Below are 25,813 nucleotides of genomic sequence, written 5' to 3'. Positions count from 1 at the left end.
TTTGGTTTTATCTTAATTAGTTTTTATACTTAATTTTGTTAGAATAAAGGCATAACATACTATAAAAAGGTAATGCATGCCAAGTAAAACTCAAACCACTCAAAACGATACCCATTTTATGGATACAAAAGATATTTTAAGTTATCAAAACAAAAAAGTTGTTGTAAAACAATCCCCTGAAAAAGGACAAAATATTGCAGTTTATGTCCGACCAGGGGATGATGTTGAGTATGATTTAAAAGGGGTGAATCTTCAAAAATTAGATTACCGACTTGTGGGTGGAGATATTGTAGTAACATTGCCAAATGGTGGGCTTTTGACCTTTGTCTCTATGGCATTGATGGGATACAGTGATACCCCTCCTGGTTTCAGTGGTATGGGTGGACAAAAATTCTCTTTGGGTCAAATACTCTCACAAGTTGAAGAGGTCAATGATTTGCCTCTAAACTCTTTGCCTGTAGAAGCAGAGATTCAACGAGAAGATAATGTTAAAAAAATTGTTGAAGATGTAAAAGAAACCATGGAAAAGGTTTCACAAATGGTTGTTCAACAAGAACAAATTGAAGAAGAGAAAAATACAAAAGAGATGAACTCTTCTGCTGATTTTACAGAAGAGCCTGTTGATGTACCTGAAATTGTAGAGACATCATTTACAAGTGATGAGACAGCAAGCCCTGTAACGGCTGGAACTGATGCAAAAGTTGAAGGAGTATTACCTACTCTTACTTTTGATATTAATATTGAACATATCCAAGCAACTGATGAGCTTACAGGTACGGGCGTTAATACCACGTTGAATGTTGTAGGAGGGGGTGGAACTATTTATGCCAATGATTATCCTTCTTCACCTTCAGTGAGCGAATTACAAAAACAAACCGATGCAGAAGATATTGATTTTAGAACAGTGAATAATTCTACAGCCAATCAATCTGTTATTAAAGTAGATAATGATAATTTTTTTGGTGAAACATTTACTTCAAGATTGATTTCACTCTCTCCTTCTCAACCTGGAGGTTTTGGCATAACGTTAATACAAGTAAGTGGAATACCAGGTGATGTTTCTATTGTTGGAGGCGTTGCTAAAGGTGGGGGTGTTTGGGAGATTACTAAATCAGATGACTTATCAACAGGTTTTACTGTTAACGAAAATAATGGCCAAATTAATTTTGCTATTAAATACAATACTACAAGTGCCACTTCAATTAATTTTGCAATGACCATAGCAGCACAATCAGAATGGAGTAAAGATAATCTTCCGGAAAATCTGCGTGATTCTGCAGAAGAACCTGTAGTAAAAAGTATTACCTATGAAAAAACATATGGGATGAATATTAAAGAAGTTGATCCCGACTCTCCCTTAACCTATCGATATGACAAAGTAGGAAGTTATGAAGATGGATTTGTTTTAGCTACAAACTTAAACGATAACATTACGCGTACAGGAGATATTGATACCACGGTAATTGGTGGAATTACCAATGATACCATATTTGCTCAAAGTGGGGATGATACTCTTTATGGAAACAAAGGGGATGATACCATTGCACCAGGATTAGGTGATGATACCGTTGATGGAGGAGATGGGAACGATACCGTTTCATATGCAACCTTAGCCAACTCCAATGCAGGGGCGGGAGTAGAAGTTGATTTGATGGCACAAATGTCGACTGGTTCAGGCAATGATACATTAATCAGTATTGAAAATATTATGGGAAGTGCTTTTAGAGACACCCTTATTGGTAGCAATAGTGTTAATATTATCAACGGTGGAGCAGGTAATGATACCCTTGATGGAAAAGATGGGAATGACACCCTTTTAGGGGGAGCTGGAAATGACACCATAAAAAGTGGTCTTGGAAATAATACTATTGATGGTGGAGCAGGTACGAATACGATTGATTTCAGTGATTTAACTTCAACTAATGGTGTGGTTGTACGCTTGTTAAGTCCCGAGGCAGTTACCTTAGGAGAAACGTGGGGAGATGCCACTTCAACAACAGGAATTGATAAGCTTACTGGTATTCAAAATGTTATTGGAAGTGATTATAATGATACTTTCAGTGGTGCAGATAACACCAATAACCGTTTTGATGGAGGAGCGGGAATTGACTTAGTTGATTACAGTAATTATGTAGGCAATGCAATCAATGCAAACCTTGAAGAGCATTGGGTAACAGGGCAAGGGACAGATACTTTAGTCAATATTGAGAGCATTAAAGGGACAAATTTAAGCAATTTGGGTGATACCATTGTGGGGTCATCTGTTGCTCATACTATTTTTGGTATGGCAGGGAACGACGTTATTTTTGCAGGTTCAGGCAATGGATACATTGATGGGGGAACAGGAATTGATACCTTAAGTTATGAAAATATTACCACCGGTGGTGTCACTGTAAAATTGAGTGACAATACTGCTCAAAATACAACAAGTGCTGGAACTGATACGGTACGTAATATTCAAAATCTTATAGGAACAACTTCAAGTGATACCTTGGGTGCATCTGTAAATGATGTGAATACTCTAAATGGTTTGGGGGGAAATGATACTGCTGATTACAGCTTTTTAACACGAGCAAGTACCGATGAAGGGATCACGGCTAATTTGCTTGAGGGAAGTGTTGATAAAGGTAAAACAGAGGATGATACGCTTGTAAGTATTGAAAATATCATTGGTACGGATGGAATTGATATCATTACAGGAAGCAATGTTGCAAATACTCTTGACGGAGGAAGTGGTAATGATACTTTTGTTGGGAACAGAGGTAATAACACTATTATTGGAGGAAGTGGAAGCGATACGGTTGATTATACCAGTGCCAATTTGGGTGTTAACCTCTCTTTAAATGACAGTGGGAATGGAAATGCCTATATCGGTTCTCAAACAGATAAGTTAGAAGGGATTGAAAACATTATTGGTTCGAACTTCTCTGATATTTTAATCTCTGCCGATACCATCTCTATTACAAATACATTACATGGTGGTATTGGAAATGATACTCTTGATGGGGGAAGTGGAGATGATTTTCTCTATGGAGAGAGTGGAGATGATAAAATTATTGCCAGCAGTGGAATTGATTATATAGATGGTGGAAGCAGCAGTGAAGTTGCAGGGGATACCATTGATTTTACAAATATCAATGCCAAAATCAATTTGGCTTTAGCTGAAGATGGCAATGAAGCCAGAGCCTATACCGATGGCACACTTTCACACAAAGTCTACAATATAGAAAATATTATTGCCAGCAATTTAGACAGTACCCTTTTTGGAAACAGTAAAGACAACAGTTTAATTGGTGGAGCAGGAGACGATACGTTAAGTGGTGGAGCTGGAACAAACTATCTTGATGGAAAAGGTGGTAGTAATACCGTTGATTACAGCAGTGCTACGGGAAATGTTACGGTTGATTTAAGTAACAGTAATGTTCAAGAAGTTTATCTTAATGGTGTAAACAGTGTAAAAGATACACTGAACAGTATTCAAAATGTTATTGGGAGTGATCATAAAGATATTATCACAGGAAGCAGTGATGAAAATTCTCTTTATGGTGGATTAGGTGATGATACTTTTGTAGGAAGCAGTGGAAATGATACATTAAATGGAGGAGCTGGTATCGATGTTGCCAGTTACACAAATGCTACAACGGACTTAAATATTGATTTGGGGAGCAGTTCTGTTTATGTCAATGCAACGTATGGAACAGACTCTTTTATCAGTATTGAAGGAGCCATTGGAGGAAGCGGTAATGATACCATCACGGGTACAACTTCTTCAAATGTTTTGATTGGTGGTTTGGGCGATGATACATTGTTGCCCAATGGAAACAATGGTATTGATGAATTGGATTATATTGATGGAGGCGTTGGTACTGATTTTGTAAGTTTTGCTTTTGGTGATAGTACTGGTATTACCCTTGATTTGGCTGATTCAGAAATTCAAAATACAGGAAAAGGTCGTGTTCAAATTGTCAATGTTGAGAATGTTGAAGGTGGTACAGGTAATGATAAACTTTATGGGAACATCAGTGATAATATTTTAGAAGGAAATAGTGGAAACGATACTTTATTCGGTCGTGCGGGAAATAATACACTTGATGGTGGGATAGGCGTTGATACTGCCGATTATAGCTCAGTGGAGAGTTTAAATGGATTAAACATTAATTTAAATTTTGCAACACAACAAGTTCAAAATAATGGTTATGTGGGAAAAGATACTTTAATTGCAATTGAAAATATTATTGCGACTAAAAACAGCGATATTATTAAAGGTAACAGTTCTAGAGTTGATACAGAGAGTTTAACATTTGAGTTGGGGGCTGGTAGTGATACTCTTTATGCAGGAAGCGGTAAAAATATCATTTACACTTCAAGACAAACACCTGAGAGTGGAATTGATTATTCAACATACAGTAATGTCATTTTTAGTGGAACAGGCAGTGATACTATTATTGGAAGCAGTGGAAATGATACTTTTATTGTTGCACAAACGGATACCTTAGGAACAGCAGGAAACGATACGTTTAATGGAGTCAGTGGTACGAATACCATTGATTATAGTCTAGTTGGGGATACGGGGGGAATTAATGTTACATTAGATGGTACCACTCCAGTTAACATCTCTTTAAGTGGAGGGAATACCAATACCATTCAAAATGTCAGCCATATTATTGGAACCACCAACAACGATACTTTAATAGGGGATGCATTCGATAATATTTTAGATGGTAATGCGGGAAATGATACTATTAAGGGAACAGCTGGAACCAACACTCTCAGTGGTGGTGAAGGAGATGACTCTATTACTGGAGGAACAGGTGTTGATACAATCTATGGCGGATTGGGTAATGACACGCTTTATAGTAGTGCAGGCAATGATACCATTTATGGTGGTGATGGAACCGATACTCTAGATCTATCGACTCGAGTAGGGGTACAAGCATTTGTAAATTTGGCCGATAATCAAGCCAAATTAGATACCAATGCCAACAGCACTTATGATGTAGCAGATGAGAATGATACATTGTTTAGTATTGAAAAAGTCATTGGAAACAGTTCAGATAACACACTTTACGGGGACAGTTTTACGAATATTTTAGATGGAGGTTCTGCTGGACTGAACTCTTTATATGGTGCTGGGGGAGATGATACCTTAATAGGCAGTGGAACAGGTGTTGATATTGCGTATTATAAAGAGGCCAGTGCCTCTATTGATGTTGATATGACTCAAACCAAACAAGTGATCAGTGATGGTGATGGGGGAAGTGATACATTAATTGATATTGATGAAATTCATGGAAGTAATTATGATGATACTTTTAAAGGGGACGGTAACAATAATACATTCAGAGGATTAACGGGTGCCGACACTTTTTACAGCAGTGCAGGAACCAATGTATATGATGGTGGAGCAGATAATGATATTTTTAATATTACTTCAAATCTTCATGGACAAGACAGTTTAATTGGAGGGTCGGGAAGTGACACGGCTGATTTTAGTGCAGTTACATTAGCGGCTCCCTCAATTGGACTTGAAATTGAACTCAATGGCAATACTCCAGCCATTGCTTCTTTAAACAGTGTTGCTTCTCATAAGCTTCAAGGTATTGAAAATGTTATTGGTACCATTTATGATGATATTATAAAAGGGGATGCTAATAATAATATTTTAAATGGATTTGCTGGACACAACACACTCATTGGTAATGCAGGGGATGATACTTTAATTGGTGGAACAGGTACGGATGTAGCCAGTTATGAAACATCAACGGATAAAATTAATGTTGATTTAACACAAGCCAATTATCAAGTAACCGATGATGGTATGGGTGGACGCGATAAATTAGTTGGCATTGATACCATTATTGGAAGTACTTATGCTGACACATTTAAGGGTTCCACAGGAAATGATACGTTTATTGGTGGTGAAGGAAATGATTGGTTTATAGGAAGTGAAGGAAATGACTACTTTGAAGGACACGTTAACAGTGTTGATACGGTTGATTACAGTTCTGCTACTACAGATTTGGAAATTGATATTAACGATGGTTCAAAATATATCAATGCTTTTTATGGAACAGATGAATTTAAAAATATCAATGGAATAGTTGGTGGAACAAAAAATGATACTTTAAGTGGAAACAGTGGAGACAATACTCTTATTGGTAATGCAGGGGATGATACGCTTTTAGGATATGGGGGTAATGATTTTATTGACGGTGGAAGTGGAAGCGAAACAAATGGAGATTTCGTAAGTTTTGCTTATACTTCAAGTAATATAAAAGTTGATTTAGACATTACTATTGCTCAAGATACCAATGATGGAACATTGACCATATCAAATGTAGAAAATCTCTCTGGCGGAGCAGGTGATGATACCATTAAAGGAAACAGTTCCAATAACATTTTAAAGGGTGGTTTTGGTGACGATACTCTCATTGGGCGTGGTGGAGACAACACACTTGATGGGGGAGACAATGGTTACGAATTGACATTAACTTACAGTGATGCAACAGCCTACTCTTTTAATGTAGGCGGTATAGTTTTAAGTTATACCTCTGTCAATGGTGATGATATGCAAACCGTTTTAAGCAAGTTAGAAGATGCTTTTAATGCAAACAGCACACTTAAAGCCAGTGGTTCGATTGTTAATGATGGAAGTAAACTTTATGTAGAAACCAGTTCAGCTCTTACTGCTACAAATATGACAAGTGGTGCAAAAGCATTTATTGATGTTGCCAGTTATGAACTCAATACCATAGGAATTGAAGCCGATTTAAGTTTAGCAAGTAATCAAGTTTATGTTAATGGAAGTAATGGAAGTGATACTTTAATAGGGATTGAAGTACTCAAAGGAAGTGAATATGCTGATACCGTTACAGGAAGCAGTTTAAATGATACTTTTAATGCATTAGGAGGAGATGATGTTTTCTATGCTTCATCTTGGGATGATGGAAGTGATACCATTGATGGTGGAATGGGGAATGAAACCAACGGTGATACAATAAACTATAGTAAGTTAAGCGATAGTGACAATAAAATCGTAGTAACGCTTGCAAACAGTGGAAGTACCACTGTTTCAGTTTATGATGACAATGGCGTTTTAAGTGTTGCTAACCAAGATATCATTACAAATATTGAAAATATAACGGGAACAAGTGGAAATGATACTATTACTGGAAATGAAAGTAAAAATATCATTCGAGGTGGCTCTGGCAATGATACGATTACTGTCAGTAATGGGGGTGATTTACTCTATGGTGATGGAGGAGATGATACCTTTATATTTCAAGTTGATACAGGGGGGAATGTTGTAGGTACATCTGCCTATATCAATGGAGGTTCAGCTGATCAAATCAATGGGGATACGGTTGATTACAGTGCATTAAGTTCAACGGTAAATGTTAAGCTTAATTCAAATGTTACAATCAATGGAGTTTCTAATCACCATTCTCTTCTTAATATAGAAAACATTATTGGTTCAACTGTTGATGACACTATTGAAGGGGACAGTGGAAATAATACTTTAGATGGATTTTCTGGTACACATGATACACTCTCCTATGCTTCAGATACGGCTGGTGTTTTTGTTAACTTAAGTAGCAGTAATATCAACAGTGATATCACTGCAGATGGGATTGTTGATACTCTTAATACACAAAGAGCAACAGGGGTTAACAGTGGAACAGATACCATTTTAAACTTTGATGATATTTTAGGTGGTGCAGGTAAAGATACTCTTGTGGGGAACAGTGCAGACAACAGCATCAGTGGTGGAAGTAATGATGATATTTTAGTAGGATTAGGTGGAGCAGATAATTTTTTTGGTGGAGTAGGAAATGATACCGTCAGTTATGCCCTTGATACAGCTGCTATTAATGTAAGTTTGCGACAAGCACAAGGAACAGATGGTTTTGGTTCAATTGATACTTATGTGGAAGTAGAAAATGTTATTGGAAGCAACTATAATGATACCATTGAAGGAAGCAGTGGTGATAACACATTAGATGGTGGTGCTGGAATTGATACGTTAACCTATGAAAATGCAATCGCAGGGGTGAGTGTTAATTTGAGTATTCAAGTTAATAATACAGGTAATGATGGTTCGGATACTATTATAAACTTTGAAAACTTAACGGGAACACTCTCAGCAGATACTTTAACAGGAGATAACAGTGCCAATATTATTAAAGGTCTGTCTGGAAATGATGTTATTGATGGGGGAAATGGTATTGATACGCTTTTAGGTGGTATTGGGAATGACCGATTTCTTGTAAATCTTGGCGATGGAAATGATGTAATTGATGGTTATGAACTTGATGGAAGCAATAATGTACAAAGCGATACCGATGACGAGTTTAACCGAGATACGATTGATTATAGTTTAATTACAGATGACACTTACCATGTGGAAGTAGATTTGAGTGCTCACAGTGGCAGTGTTAAAAATGGAACAACAGTAGAGCAAACAGACAGTTTAAATAATATTGAAAATATCATTGCCAGTGCGGGGAATGACATTTTAAAGGGAAATGCTGAGGTAAATACACTTGAAGGTGGAGCAGGAAATGACACTATAAGTGGAGCAGCAGGGTCTGATACATTACTTGGTGGCAGTGGTGATGATATTTTTACAGACACTGATTTTACTGGAGATACCATTGATGGAGGTACCCATACAGTTGATGCAAGTGGAACTCAAGGTTCGGGTAATGCCTTTACTGCAAAAGGTGACACAATCGATTACAGCAATTTAAATTCTAAAATCACACTGACTTTAGAAGATGGGGGTGCAACGACAAATGTAAAAGTTGCCAATGAGAGTGCTAATCATACCATTGCAAATATTGAAAATATTCATGGGTCAACCACCGGTGATGAGATTACTGGTAACAGCAGTGTTAATACTATTTTAGGTTTAGGTGGCGATGATACGATTGATGGTGGAAGTGGTGCCGATTATTTAGATGGGGGAACGGGAGTTAATACATTATCTTTTAAAAGTTTAACTGAAGCTGTTAATGTTGATTTAAGTGCTTCATTTGCTGTTGGCAAAACAACTAATGATATGGATACCATTTATAATTTTGCTAATATCATTGGAAGCAATTCTAGCGATACCTTAAAAGGGGATAATGGTGCTAACCAAATTAAAGGACTTGATGGAAATGATATCCTTGAAGGATTAGATGGAGATGATAACCTTCTAGGTGGTGCTGGAAACGACATGTTTATTTTAAGAGCCAATGATGGAACAGATACCATTGATGGTGGAGAAGGAAGTGAAGATACTGTAGATTACAGTAATTTAACTGCCGGACAAAATTTAGATTTAACTTTAGATACTTCGACAGAAAAGACAGCAACTATTACAGAAGGAGCAACAACTTATACCGATTTTGTTGTTAACGTAGAAAATATTACAGGTGGAGCTGGAAACGATACGCTTACAGGTGATGCATTATCAAATATTTTGCGTGGAAATGCGGGAAATGACACATTAGATGGTGGATATGAAGATGATGTTTTATACGGTGATGCAGGAGATGATAACCTTATTGGTGGATTAGGTGCTGACACTTTATATGGTGGCACAGGTGATGATGTCTTAAAAGGGGGAGCAGGTCTTGATACCATCGATGGTGGTGAAGGAGATGAAATTAATGGTGATAGCATTGATTACTCAGATGAAACTCAACCTTTAGATATCAATTTAAAGAATGTTAATGTTAATGGGTATGCGACAGCAACTGTTGCAACATCAGCAGCTGATTACTTAAAAAATATTGAAAATATTACAGGAACCACTGCCTCAGATTATATCGGTGGAGATGATGATAAAAATATCATTCAAGGACATTATGGAGATGATATTATTGTAGGTGCTGGTGGTGAAGATACGTTATATGGTGGTGCAGGTAATGATACATTTAAAGCGGGTCTTGATAATAATGTAACGACTGGGCAAGATAAAATTCTTGAAGATGGGGATGATGGAAGAGATGTTATTGATGGTGATGGGGGTACTGGAAGTGGAGCAGGAAATGACACTGTAGATTACAGTGCTATCAGTAAAGCCATCAGTGTTACCCTAAATGGTTCAATAGATACAGTTGTTACCATTGATACGTATGCCAATGATACCATTAAAAATATAGAAAATGTTATTGGTTCAAGTGGCAATGATATTATCAATGGGGATGCAAATAATAATATTTTAGATGGTAGCTTAGGCGATGATACCTTAAGTGGTGGAGCTGGAAATGACACATTAAAAGGTGGGGACGGTCAAGATACTGCAGATTACAGTGGTGCGGGAAAAGGAATTGTTGTTAATTTGCAAAATGCCATTGAAGTCACTCAAGATGGTTTTGATGCACAAGACGATTTAGAGAGTATCGAAGTGGTTATCGGCTCTTCATATCAAGACAGTATGACAGGTTCTAACAGTGTTGATACGTTAATTGGAGCAGGTGGAGATGATAAGTTTTATGCTTCAGAAGGCAGTGATACCATTTATGGGGGAACACTTGTAGGAACGACACATACCATTGCAAGTGGTGAGTACAACAAAGTCTATTATGATGGTGTACAAAAAGTCTATGTTGATTTAAGTGATGTACAAGCAGGTGGTTATGTTAATGCTTTAAAATCAAACAGTTCATTAAATGATGGATTTGCTTCAAATTTAGAATCAACCGATAAATTGTATGGCATTACAAATATCAGTGGATCAGCTGGATTTGATACACTTATTGGAAACAGTGATGGCAATAAGTTAGAAGGTCAAGCAGGCAATGATATTTTAGAAGGAAAAGGCGGAGTTGATATCCTTTTAGGTGGAGCAGGTGATGATACTATCGTGGCAACCACATACAATGATGGCTCTGATGTCATCAATGGTGATGCAGGAAGTGATACGGTTGATTACAGTGCATTAGAATCAACTCACGCCATTTCTGTTACATTGGCTGAAGCTGATATTGAAACGACTTTAAGTGTTAATGGTGGAGCCAGTGATTCTGTTACCAATGTTGAGAACGTAATAGGAACTCAAGGCAATGATTTAGTCATTGGAAACACTCAAAGCAATACTTTTTATGGACAAGCAGGCAATGACAGTTTAAATGGATTAGCAGGCAATGATACCTTGTATGGGGAAGCAGGAGATGATACCTTACAAGGTGGAGCAGATGATGACTATTTAGACGGTGGAACGCATACTGCTGGCATTGGAGATACCGTTGATTACAGTGACTCTACTGGTGCTATTAGTGTTGATTTAGGTTTAGGAAGTGTTGCCCAAGCTGTTGGTGGGGGACAAGGAAGTGATACTTTAGTTAACATTGAAAATGTTCTTGGAAGCAGTTACTCCGATACGTTTTATTCCAATGAAAATGCCAATAACAAATTCAGTGGTGGTGATGAAACCAATGAAGGTGGCATTGGAGATACCGTTGATTACAGCAAACGATTAACCGATGGTGCAGATTATATTATTGCCAATTTAACCAACACTGCCATTAATGGTGTGGCTGCAAACAGTGTACAAGTGTATAATAATGGCACATTAACGGCAACCGATACTTTAATTGATATTGAAAATATTACCGCAACGGCTGGAAATGATACCGTTTATGGAAACAGTGAAAACAATACTTTTTTTGGTCTTGCAGGAAATGATTTCTTAGAAGGTGGCAGTGGCGATGATTATTTAGATGGTGGAGCTGATGTTGATACCGTTTTTTACAATCATTCTACGGGTGGAGTTACTGTTAATTTAGGCATTACTACAGCCCAAGTCATTGGTGCAAATCAAGGAACAGATACTCTTGTGGGCATTGAAAATGTGATTGGTTCAAACTATGCCGATATGTTTTATGGCGACAACAGTGCTTCGAACACTTTTAACGGGGGAATTACCGATTTAAACAATATCAACAGTGAATCAGCAAGTGATCAAAACGATACCGTAAGTTATGCAAACTTGACAAATTTGACCGATAAAATTGTGGTGGATTTAAGCAATACAAGTACAGCTAATGTTATGGTGACGGTTGCAGGTGTTTTACAAAATCCAGATACTTTAATTCACATAGAAAATGTCATTGGAACTTCTGGTGACGATACGTTTACCGGTAACAGTGACACCAACAACTTACAAGGTGGCAGTGGAAATGATTGGTTCTATGTCAAAGATGCAGCAATCAGTGGTGAAGTAGATACGATTGATGGGGGAACAAATAACAGCAGTGGAGACACCGTTGATTTTTCACAAGTAAGCAACAGCAACTATTTTGTTGATGTCAATTTGTCTTCGCAAAATTTATTATTAAAAAATGCAGCAGCAAGTAATAGCACGGTACGGGATGATGCTATTACCAATATTGAAAATGTCATTGGTACGAATAGCAATGATACGATTATTGGAGATACCGGTTCAAATATCTTAAAAGGTATGGATGGTAATGATATTATCAATGCAGGAAGTGGAGATGATATTCTTGATGGTGGTGCAGGAAATGATACTTTAAGAGGTGAAGCAGGTGTTGACACCTTGTATGGTGGATTGGGACTTGATACCATTTATGGTGGAACAGAAGCCGATGTCATCTATGGGGATGACTCTTTAAATGCCAATACCAGTGGTGGAGCTGATACGCTTTTTGGTGAAGACGGTGCAGATACCCTTTATGGTGGTTATGGTGATGATACCTTAAGTGGTGGAGCAAACAACGATTCACTCTATGGAGGAGAAGGAATTGATACGGTTACTTATGCCGACACACTCAATGGAGTTACGGTTAATTTGGATAACCAAACTGCTACAGGGGATGGAAGTGATACTCTTAACTCAATAGAAAATGCCATTGGTTCAGCTTTTGATGATACGTTTATCTCCGATTTATCTAATTCAAATCGATTTGATGGACAAGAAGGCAATGAAACTTTTGGAGACAGTATCAGTTATCAAGCCATCACCGTAAGTGATGCTACTCAAGACAAAGTGGTGGTCAATCTTTCAACGGGGGCAGATGCTCAAGGTTATTATGATGCCAATATTTATCAAGGTGGCGTACTCAGCGTTACGGATAAATTAAAAGATATGGAAAATATCACTGGAAGTGCTGGAAATGACACCATTACTGGTGATGCTGATAAAAATACTCTCATTGGACTCGCTGGTGATGACACTTTAAGTGGACAAGCAGGGAACGATTATCTTAATGGTGGAGCGGGAAGCGATACTGCAAGTTACAGTGAAAAAACCGTTGCCGTTACCGTTGACTTTAAAAATGCCGTTGCAACGACTGCAACAGAAACCGATACCTTTATTGACATTGAAAATGCCATTGGTGGAACGGGTGCGGATATTTTTAAAATGAATGAAGATGGAGAAAATAATACTATCAATGGAGGAAGTGGTATTAGTGATTTAAACGATACCATTTCGTATGAATACTACACCACCAATGGAGTGAATGTCAATTTAAGTACCACTTTGTCTCAAGTTGTAACAACAGGAGAGAGTGATACCGTTTTAAATATTGAACACATCATTGGTTCCAGTAAAGATGATACGTTTATTGGAAATTTACAAAACAACTCCGTTCAAGGTGGCAGTGGAAACGATACATTTATTGCAGGAACAGACACCAATAATGATGGAACCATGGATAGCTGGGTCAATGATGGAGCGGATTATTACGACGGTGGTATAGGTACAGGCGATTGGGCAGATTATTCGGTTATTGGTGATGACAGCAATGCTGCCACTAAAGGAATCTCAGTTACACTCAATGGTGCCAATGAAGCTGATGTAACTGTGAATGGTCAAAGTTTAACTGATACTATTTTAAATGTAGAGCATATAAAAGGAACACAAGACAGCGATTATATCAAAGGGGATGGACAAGACAATTCACTTTTAGGAAATGCAGGGGCTGATACTCTTTACGGTGAAGCTGGATTGGATAAACTCTATGGTGGAACTGGTAACGATACTCTTTATGGTGGTGCAGGTGATGATACTGTTGTGGGTGGAGATGGCGATGATTATTTAACCGGTGGCCTTGGAAGTGATAAGGTTTATGGTGGAAATTATGATGGAACAACTCATACAGACAGTGGAAATGATACCGTTGATTACACCAATGCACTAGAGAACTTAACCATTGACTTAGATGTGAGTTTAAGCGGTGGATTAACAGCCGTTGGAACAGAAGAGGGACGAAGTGATGGTGCCGTTGGTGATCAAGGTCAAGGAATAGATGAACTTTATGGCATTGAAAATATTGTTGGTTCAAATTTTGCAGCAGATACGGTTTACGGAAGCAATGTTAAAAATATCATCAATACACAAGCGTTAAATGACACCATTGAAGCACGAGGTGGAAATGATACCGTTTATGCAGGAACGGGAGATGACTTAGTTATTGCAACGGCTTTTAATGATGGAGCAGATTATTATGATGGGGATACGGGTACAGATACGTTAGATTACAGTGCCTTATCAAACACTCATCACATCAGTGTAGATTTGAGTCAAAGTGCAACCAATGATTTTGATGGAGTTGGGGGCAATGATTCTTGGCAAGTGACTGTTTATGGTGGAAATGATGACATCATTAAAGGGTTTGAAAACATCATAGGTACAGCAGGTGATGATATTATTACCATGAACACTGGTGCAAATGAATTGCAAGGAAGTGCAGGGGCAGATACACTCAGTGGAAATGATGGTATTGATGCCATTTATGGATATTTGAAAGGTCAAAGTGAAAGTGTGACTGAATATGATACGGTCAGTTATGCTTATTTGACTTCAAAATCTGTCACCATTAATTTAGAAACGGGCAGTGCTTTTGTTGATGCCACAGACAATGACACTCTTTACTCAATTGAAAATGCCATTGGTGGTGATGCAAATGATGTTATGACAGGAAGTAGCCTTGCAAATATCTTGCAAGGTGGAAGTGGTGATGATACATTTAATAGCTCACTGGGCAATGATTATATTTATGGTGGAACAACCTTAGGAGACAGTCACACAATTGGAGATAAAGTTGATTACAGCAACAGTGTTAATGACAACTATAAACTCTATATTGATTTAAGTACCATTTTAAATGATGGAACCAATGACTACTCTGAAGCAAAAATTGATTTAATTGCCAATGATTTTACTTCTCCTGTGTATACCGATAGACTCTATGGCATAGAGATTATTTCAGGAACAACCAATAATGATACCATTATTGGAAACAGTGAAGTCAACACCTTAAATGGGGAAGCTGGTGATGACACCATTTCAGGAAAAGGCAATGCCGATGTTATTAATGGGGGAAGTGGTGATGATTTAATTCTTCAAGATGTTGATGGTGATACCACGGGAGATATCATTGATGGGGGCAGTGGATATGACACGGTCAATTATCAAGGTTTAACCAATGGCGTTAATATTATTTTAGAGGGAAATACTACAGCCGATGTAGTAATTAATTCAATCATTGACCACACAATAACGGGTATTGAAAACATTACGGGTACAAACAGTGTTGATAGCATCACAGGTGATGGAAATATCAACGTATTAATGGGAATGGGTGGCAATGACTACTTAGATGGAAAAGCCGGCGATGACCAACTTTTTGGTGGCGATGGCAATGATTCTATTTTTGGTGGTGATGGAAAAGATTACATTGATGGTGGCGATGGCAATGATAACATCGATGCAGAAAATGGTAATGACATCGTTTATGGTGGTGCAGGTAATGACACTATTAATGGTGGATTGGGTGCTGATACCATCTATTCTGGTGCCGGCGATGACGTTGTTGTTTTCTCACAAGCAGATAACTCAACAGATATTGTCTATGGAGGCGATGCTTCAAGTGACAGTGGGAATGACACGGTAGATTATTCTCAAGCCATTAAAGGAATGACAGTTAACTTAGCTGAAGGCAATGCCAAAGGAACAGCTGTCAGTGCAGACCAAGGAACCGATGAATTGTATGGCATTGAAAATATCATTGGTTCAAACTTAGAAGCAGATATTATTCATGCAAACAGTTCGGTGAATACCTTAAGTGGAATGGGTGGAAATGACACCATTTATGCAGGCGATAACAACGATACCATTTTTGGTGGAGATGACAACGATACACTTTATGGGGAAGCTGGGAATGACAGCATTTCAGGAGATGCTGGAAACGATTTAATTGTGGGTGGAAGTGGTGATGATATACTTGTAGGTGGAGCGGGAGATGACATTTTCCAAGCCATTTACAGCACAGACACTTTTGATGGAAATGACACTATTACAGGTGGTGTTGGAAGTGATATCATAGATTATAGTGCCATTGTAGATGCGGAATATTATGCCGATATTGATTTTAGTACCAACAGTGCATACATTAAAGACAGTTCAAATGCAGATGCGGTTAAAAAAACAGATGTTATTATTGAAGTGGAAAATGCTGTTGGAACAGCAGGCACAGACAGATTCAGAGGAAACAGCAGTGCCAACAGTTTTGATGGACGAAGTGGTGTTGATACTGTATTTTATACCATTGCTGCACTTACTGCTGGGGTAATTGTTGATTTAAGTGCAAACAGTGCAACCAAAACAGTTGATGTGGGAGGGACTCCTACCAATGTCAATGACACACTTCTAAACATTGAAAATGTTGTTGGAAGTGATTTTGATGATACTTTTATCACAAAATTAAGTGTTGCCAATAATATTGATGCAGGTGAAAATAATGTCAATGCACAAGGTGTTGAAGTGGGTGGTGATACAGTCAATTATAGCACCAATGGGGCAACAAAAATAGAAGTTGACCTCTCTATTGTGGATGGCAACAGTTATTCCACTGTAACTGTCAGTGGTTCAGGTGCACAAAATGACAAACTCAAAGATGTAGAGAACATTACAGGTACAGCTGGAAATGACACCATTTTAGGAAATGCAGATGCCAATACCCTTTTAGGAATGGCTGGAAATGACATTTTAAATGGACGAGGTGGAAGCGATTATATTGAAGGTGGAGCTGGAAATGATACCATCACAGGTGGTGGTGATACGGTTGCTGATACCCTTTATGGAAACGAAGGCAATGATATTTTTGCGGATACAGTCTTTACTCATGATATTATTGATGGGGGAAGTGAAATTGATACCAGTCGAGGAAGCGATACGGTTGATTACAGTTCATTGGATGTATCGGGACTGACTACTGGAGTGGATGTCATACTCCATGACAGCACCGTTTCAAACGTTAAAGTTGATTCTGTAAATAACCATACAATTGTGAATATTGAAAATGTCAAGGGAACTTCAATTGCCGATAATATTATTGGTGATGATGGAAACAATGTTTTAGAAGGTAATGCAGGAACAGATTATATTGATGGAAGTGCTGGCGATGATATCATCGATGGTGGCGATAATGATAATGGTACAACTGAGAGTTTAATTGGAGGAGCAGGACTGGATACCATTTATGGTGGAGATGGTGTTGATTATATTTTAGGTGGAGATGGCAACGACAAATTATATGGAGATGACTCTTTAAGCAGTAATACTATGGTCAATAATGATACCTTAGATGGTGGTGCTGGTGAAGATTCACTTTATGGTGGATATGGCGATGATACACTTATTGGTGGAACAGGCAATGACAATTTAGATGGTGGAGTAGGAAGCGATACCGCTGATTACAGTGGAGCGAGTTCATCGGTTTCTGCAAACATTAAAAACCATTTTGCCGTTGGAAGCAGTACGGGAACAGATATTTTTACCTCTATTGAAAATATTACAGGAACAAATTTAGCCAATGAAGCCGATGAAATCACAGGAGATGATGGCGTTAATACACTTAAAGGTCTTGCTGGAAACGATACCATCAGCGACTTGGGTGGAGCAGATAACATCCAAGGTGGGGATGGAGATGATTATATTATTGCCGGAAGTGGCGATGATATTATTGATGGAGGGAATCATACCATTGACGCCATTGGAAATCAAGGTGCAACTCAAGCGTATGAAGGAGCCGGAGATACATTGGATTTCAGTTCAATTTCACTCAGCGATGACAGTGGGGATACCAGAGATTCTGATGGCAGTGGAATTGATACAACAGGAACGGATGCATACAGCGGTATTGAGATTGATTTGGCTCTTACAACGGCACAACGAATCCACAATCAATTTGGAACAAAAACCATCAGCAATATTGAAAATGTGATTGGTTCAAATAAAAATGACTATATTGCGGGTGACGATTATGCCAATACTCTTAACGGTGGTTCAGGCAATGATTATTTAAAAGGGCTGGATGGAGCAGACAGACTTATTGGTGGAAATGGTACTGATACAGGTGATTTCAGTACGGGAAGTCAAAATGTCATTATTGACATGAGTGCGACACAAACCGATGGCAGCAGTGGAACATATCGAGTTCAAAACGATGGTTATGGCAACAGAGAATTTATTGATGGTGTTGAAAATATTATCACTGGAAGTGGAGATGATACCATTTATGGGGATGCCTCAGCCAATGAAATCATGACAGGTGCAGGAAATGATATTATCAGAGGAGGAGCAGAAGCCGATATTATTGACGGAGGTTCGGGAAATGATACTGCTGACTTCTCAGATTTAGCTTATGGCGTTACTGTTGATTTAGACACAGACAATAACAGCGGAAATAATGCTGAAGGAACGGCCACTTCAAATGGTAAAGTAGATACCTTACGACAAATTGAAAATGTCATTGGAACGGACAGAGCCGATAATATTACCGGAGATGATAAAGACAATACACTTTTTGGTGGTGCAGATAATGATACGTTCAGAGGTTTAGAAGGGGTTGATTATATTGATGGTGGAAGTGGAAGTAGTGATACCATTGATTATTCAGATACCTTAACTCAAGGGGTTAAAGTCGATTTAACCAAAACGCAAACCTTTGGTGATAATACCACGTATCGAGTCCAAGATGATGGTTTTGGAAACAAAGAGTATATTGATGGTATTGAAAACATTGTAGGTACAAGTTTTGTTGATACACTCATTGGAGATGGACAAGATAACAAATTTGAAGGTGGTTTGGATTCAGATACTCTTTATGGAAACGCAGGAAGCGATACCTTAATTGGTGGAGCGGGTGCCGATACATTCAGAGGTGGTTTAGGAGATGATATTATTTATGGAGGTCTTGAAAGTACTACTCTCAGTGACGGTGCCAGAGATGTTGTGGATTACAGTACTTCAGGTACAGGGGTCAAAGTTAATATCTCTTCAACGACTTCAACCATCTTATTAAGTCAAGAAAGCAGTGCAACCTTAGCAACTCAAACAGCAACAGGTGAGGGTACGGACAGACTTTATGATATTCAAGATATTATTGGTTCAAACAACAGTGATACTCTTGTAGGTGATGATGGGATTAACACCATTCAAGCTGGAGGAGGCGATGATATTATCATTGGTGGTGCTGGTGCTGATATTATCATGGGTCAATCAGGAAACGATACCATTTTAGGTGGACTTGATGATGATACCATTTATGGGGGTGATGACAGCAGTGATAGCGGAAATGATACTGTAGATTACAGTTATATCACAGATTCAACTGCCATCAATGTTGATTTAAGCAGAGCAACAAAACAAGCGCAACTTGCTACGGACGCCAATATTTATGATACCTTAAGTGGCATTGAAAACATTGTAGGTACAAAAAACAGTGATACTTTAAGAGGGGATGATGATTTTGCAGTTGTGAATACCTTGTCTGGATATAAAGGGGATGACAGTTTTATTGCTTCAGCAGGAGTTGATTCATTTGATGGTGGAGCGGGCATTGATATTTTAGATTACAGTACAGTTATTGCAAATGGTGGTAATGCTGTTATAGTAGATTTGGGATTAAATAAAGCCAGTAACGATGGGTATGAAAATGGTGGAACAGCAGTAGAAGATTATATTTATAATATCGAACATATTATTGGAACAACAGGAAATGATGAACTTTATGGAGACAGTAATGCCAACACGTTAAGTGGAAATGCGGGTAATGATACCATCAATGGACGAGAAGGAGATGATGTTCTAGATGGTGGAGCAGGCATTGATTCTATCTATGGAGGAACAGGAAAAGATACTATTTATGGTGGCGATGGTGGCGACAGTCTTTTTGGTGAAGCTGGGAACGATACCATTTATGGTGAAGCTGGAGATGACAGCATTCGAGGTGGTTTAGGTGATGACAGTTTCAGTGGTGGAACAGGAAGTGATACGGTCAGTTATACCGATGCTGAATCCGGTATTACGGCGGTACTGAACTCTGGTGCAAGTGGTGATTATGGAACGATTACGAGTACAACCGATGGATTAGATACGCTGCTTGATCACATTGAAATTATTGTTGGTTCAAACTATGTGGATGATATTAAAGGATTTAATGGAACAGCTATAGGTGGAGTTGATTACAGTGATACCATTTATGGATTAAGCAATAATGATACGCTATATGGTGGAATTGGAGATGATACTCTTTATGGTGGAAGTGGAAATGATATTCTACGAGGTCAAGCCGGAAATGATGTTATTGAAGGTGACAGTGGTATCGATACGATTGACTTAAGTGATGGTCAAACCAATACCGGTGTTATTGTTTATTTAGACAGCATTGATGAAAATGGCGTAGTAACTGCATATGAAGTTATGGAAGACGGTTTTGGAACCAAAGACAGTGTCTCTGGTATAGAAAATATTATTGGTTCGAATTTTAATGATACATTAAAAGGGAACAGCAGTTGGAATAATATTCAAGCAGGAAATGGTGATGATACCATTATTGCAACCAATGGAGGAGATACCATCAATGGTGGATCTAACTCAACATGGGATGGCACAAGTGCTACAGGAGATTGGTTAAGTTTTATCAGCATTGGTGAAACTTCAGTTGGAAGTGGTATTGGTGTTACTGCAAGTATGGATGGTGGTTCAATTACAGGTGGATTAGGAAATACAACCATTACGGGAATTGAAAACCTTTTTGGATCAGCATATGTTGATACTTTAACCGGAGATGATCAAAACAATACGTTAAATGGATATTTAGGTGATGATACCATTATTGGCGGTTTAGGAGATGATTATCTTTTTGGTGGTGATGGGAATGATACGTTAAGAGGGGGCGAAGGAACGGATAAATATGATGGTGGAGCCGGTGAAGATTTACTTGATTTTTATTTTACTGCCTCAAGTGTAAATGTTAATTTACTCACTTCAACCATCCTTGATGGATACGGTAATACCGAAAATACCATTAATGCCATTGAAAATATTGGAGGAACACTCAACTATGCTGATACATTAATTGGGGATAACAATGCCAATAAAATTTATGGATACGGTGGTGCAGATATTATCAATGCCAATGGCGGAGTTGATACGGTTTTTGGTGGTACGGGTGCAGATATTATTTCAACAGGAGCGGGAGTTCAAGATGTCGCTTTTGGAGATGAAGGGATAGATACCTTCACTGGGAATTTTGATGGCGATATTTTAATTGGTGGAGACAGTACCGGAAATGATGTAGAAGAGGATTGGATCAATTATAGCACTTCAACTCATGGTATTATCGTTGATTTAAATCAAGTGATCAGTGATGCCAGTGATGATACCTTAGATGCCGTTTTAAGTGGCGATTACAATGAAGTTATCAGCAAAGATGACAGCAATGCCAAAGATTATATTACTGGGATTGAAAATGTTCAAGGTTCTAATTTGTCCGACACCATTGGTGGGAATGCGTTAAATAACTCCTTTTATGGTGGAGATGGGGATGATGTATTCTATATCTCTGCGGGACAAGATTATATTAATGGAGAAGGAAACACAACTGGCAATGGAGATTGGATCAGTTTTGAACACTACGACGTTGACAGCAGCAATTATAATGTTGACTTAAACGCCAACAACGTGGGTGATACTAAAGTCTATAATGTTGAAAACATCATCGATTTTAATGGAAACCGTTCAGAGAGAGTTTGGGGAAGCAACAACGACAATATTTTCATCATGTATGATGGAAATGATGTGGTTGGTGGAAGATCAGGCAATGATATTTACGATTTGGGTGCAGGGAATGACCGAGCATATGCCAATTATGGAAGTGATACTCTCATTGGTGGAGATGGAACAGATACGCTTGATTATGATGATTATGTCGGTGAAAACCAAGGTTCAAGAATTATTTTGACCAGTGTCAATGACTCTGTTTTAACGGCTTCTGTAACGACTACTGATATTGCTATCAGTGGTCTGTCAGTTACAGATGATACCTATACCTTCTTTGCCATTACTGATGGACGAGGTTATACCGATTATATTTTACAAAAAGCCGATGGTACAGCAGATTTTGAAAACTTTACGTTAACTGATTATGCGGATATATTCAGCGGTGACAACAACAACAATATTATTTACAGTGACGGTGGTGCGGATACGATTTATGGACAAGGTGGAGATGACTATATAAATACTGGTGGTTCAAACGATTACGTTGATGCTGGAGCGGGGAATGATATTGTTTATGGAGGTGAGTCCCAAGATACACTCTATGGAAATGATGGAGCTGATAGTCTTCATGGTGGAAATGATGTGGATCAACTCAATGGTGGAGCAGGAAGTGATATTTTATGGGGAGATGCCGGAAGTGATACGTTAGAGGGAGGTGATGACAATGATACCCTTTATGGAGGGAGCAATAACGACACCCTTTTTAGTGATCACGGAATAGACTATCTTGATGGTGGAACCGATGGCGATGGCTTAGATATTGATACGTTAATGTTTAAAGGTGGAACACAAAGAGTAGTTGTAAATTTCAGTGACAGTGCAATTAATTATGATGCAACTACTTTAGCTGCAAACAGATTAATTGATACCTATGGCAATACAGAAACCGTTTTAAATATTGAAAATATTGTTGGAACGGCTTATGACGATACGTTTATGGGAAGCAGCAGTACGAATACCATCAGTGGTGGAAATGGCAATGATTATTTCTATATTTCAGAAGGCGATGATAAATTAGATGGTGGAAGTGGGAATGAAGATACCATTGATTTTTCAACCATTACAACAGACAGTGGAGCTTCAATTGATCTTGAATCACAAGACAATGCTGTTTTTGATGTGGCTGGAAAAAATTATAATCAGACACTTGCTTCAATTGAAAATGTCATAGGAAGTGAACAAAATGATACCATTCAAGGGACAAACAATGTCAGTAATGGCAATACCCTTTCTGGAATGGGCGGAGATGATGTCATTCGAGGTCTTTCTGGAGACGATACCCTTGATGGTGGAGATGGAGATGATACTTTAACCGGTGGATTAGGAAATGACCGATTAATAGGTGGTGCTGGAAATGATACCATCATTTACAGTGATGCAACCGATGGAGTTAAAATCAATATTGATACTTCAATTCAAGGAAGCATTGCAGCAAACAGTGCAACCAACGGTGATGGAACGGACAGTTTAGATTCAATTGAAAACGTTATTGGGAGCAATTCAAATGACACCATTTATGGAAACGGTTCAGTCAATACTTTAAGCGGTGGTTCAAGCGATGACTTTATATATGGTATGGCTGGAAATGATACCCTTAATGGTGATGGTGGTGCGGATTACTTAGATGGTGGTGCTGGCAATGATGTTATTAATGGTGGCGATGGAAATGACTCAATTGTAACAAGCAGTGGTAACGATACCATTGATGGTGGAAACAACAGTGATATGGTTGATTACAGTTCAGTGGATGCTTCACTTAACGTAACGTTACTTGATAATGGTGCACAAATCACTGTCAATATCAATGGAACGGATACGTTACAAAATATTGAAGGACTCATTGGTTCAAATACACAAAATGACTCAATTGTGGGGAATAATCAAAACAATACTTTTTATGGAATGGCAGGCGATGACATTTTAAAAGGTGTCAGTGGAAATAACTCTCTTTATGGTGGAGAAGGTGCGGATACAATTTACAGTGGAAGTGGCAATGATATCATTAATGGAGGCAATGGCTCTTCAGATTGGGTTTATTACACCGATGATATTGATGACGTCAATGTTGATTTACGAAATGGAAGTGCAACAGGATATGGAACAGATACTTTGGTTGGCATTGAAAACGTTAAATTAGGCAATGGAACCAACACTGTTCAAGGAAATGTTTTAAATAACAGCTTTATTGGTGGAACAGGAACAGATACGCTTTCATACAGCAATGCAACAAGTTCAATTACTGTTAATATAGCAACACAAACAGCCAGTGGTGATGGTACAGACAGTTTTGCAAATTTTGAAAGTTTTATTGGAAGTGGTTATGCCGATACCTTCATCAATAACAGCATAGATGGTTTAACCATCAATGCTGGAAACAACAGCAATGGTTTAGATATGGCCGATTACAGTTCAATGGGAGCAACACCCGTTGCTGTTGTGGTTAATGGCTCAACCATTACTTTAAATGACGGTACAAATACCGATACCTTAACCAATATTGAAGTGTTAAAAACGGGTGCGGGGGATGACAATTATGAACTTCAAAATATCAGTGGTATTGATACCCTTGATGCGGGTGCGGGAACGGACAGTTTAAGTGTAACTGGAACCAATGTTGATTTATCGGGAATAACCTTATTAAACTTTGAAGAAATTTTGGCAAAAGATGGGCAAATAGTGACCATAAGTGCCACAGATATAGATGATCAAACCATGAAGTTACATACTCAAGGTACAGGGCAAATTATCGTTAATGCAACAACAATCATTAATGATCACGATTTCAATAATATCACGGTACAACATGATGCCACAGGAAAAATTACACTCAATGTGGACAGCAGTGTCGATTTAAGTTCAAAAAATATTGAAGGTTTAAGTGGCAATATTTTTGATGAATTTGATATTGCATCGGGTCAAACATTGAGCATAAATGCAACACAAATTGACGGTGAAACGGTTAAGAGTATTGGGAATGGTAATTTAATTATCAAAGCAACTTCAACTGCCTCAGATCATGATTTTGCTGCTTTAAGCAACAGCGGAACAGGGAATATTACCCTTGATGTAAACAGCACTATTGATTTAAGTGCACAAAACTTAGGGGATGTTAACCGATACGATGTAGCAACATCTCAAACGTTAACGCTTTCATCAACACAATTGGTTGGAAATATGATACTAACAGGTGCCGGGAATATTACCCTCAACAGTGCAATTGCAGATGCAACCACAGATTTAAGTTCAATTGTTGATAACGGATTCACAGGAACCATTACTGTTAATGATGGAACAGGCAATAATACCATTACTACAAATAATGAAAACAGTGTCATCAACTTAACTACAGGTGATGATACGGTGACATTAGGTACAGGAAACAATACGGTCAATATCACTGCTGCAAATTTAAGTGCAGCAGATACCATTACAGCAACAGCAGGTTCAAACGATACGTTAAATGTTACAACCGCTGGAAGCGTAGATTTAACATCGGTTAATTCAGTTGAAACCATTAATTTAAGCAATGGAACCAATACCGTTACAGTAGGAGCCAATACTACAATTATTAATGGGGGAACCGGTGCAGATACTTTTAATATTGCTTTGAGCAATTTAAGCTCAAGTGATGTTATTGATGCAGGTACCAACAGTGATGTTTTAAATATTACGGATAATGGTGGAAGTTACAGTGATGCTGATTTTACCAATTTAACTCATTTACAGTAA

Annotated in this window: 1 protein-coding gene; it reads left to right on the top strand. The window is 38.2% G+C overall.

Annotation, left to right across the window (positions count from 1 at the left end; genetic code table 11):
- Positions 1-76 precede the first annotated feature (76 nt).
- Positions 77-25,813 carry a hypothetical protein gene (locus ACNI3C_RS11435; RefSeq protein ID WP_419769934.1) on the top strand — a complete coding sequence of 8,579 codons (25,737 nt, stop codon included), beginning with the start codon at positions 77-79 and terminating at the stop codon, positions 25,811-25,813.

The sequence above is a fragment of the Marinarcus sediminis (SeqCode) genome, assembly GCF_048571275.1.
Lineage (GTDB): Bacteria > Campylobacterota > Campylobacteria > Campylobacterales > Arcobacteraceae > Marinarcus > Marinarcus sediminis.
This window is presented reverse-complemented; position numbering and strand designations above follow the sequence as displayed.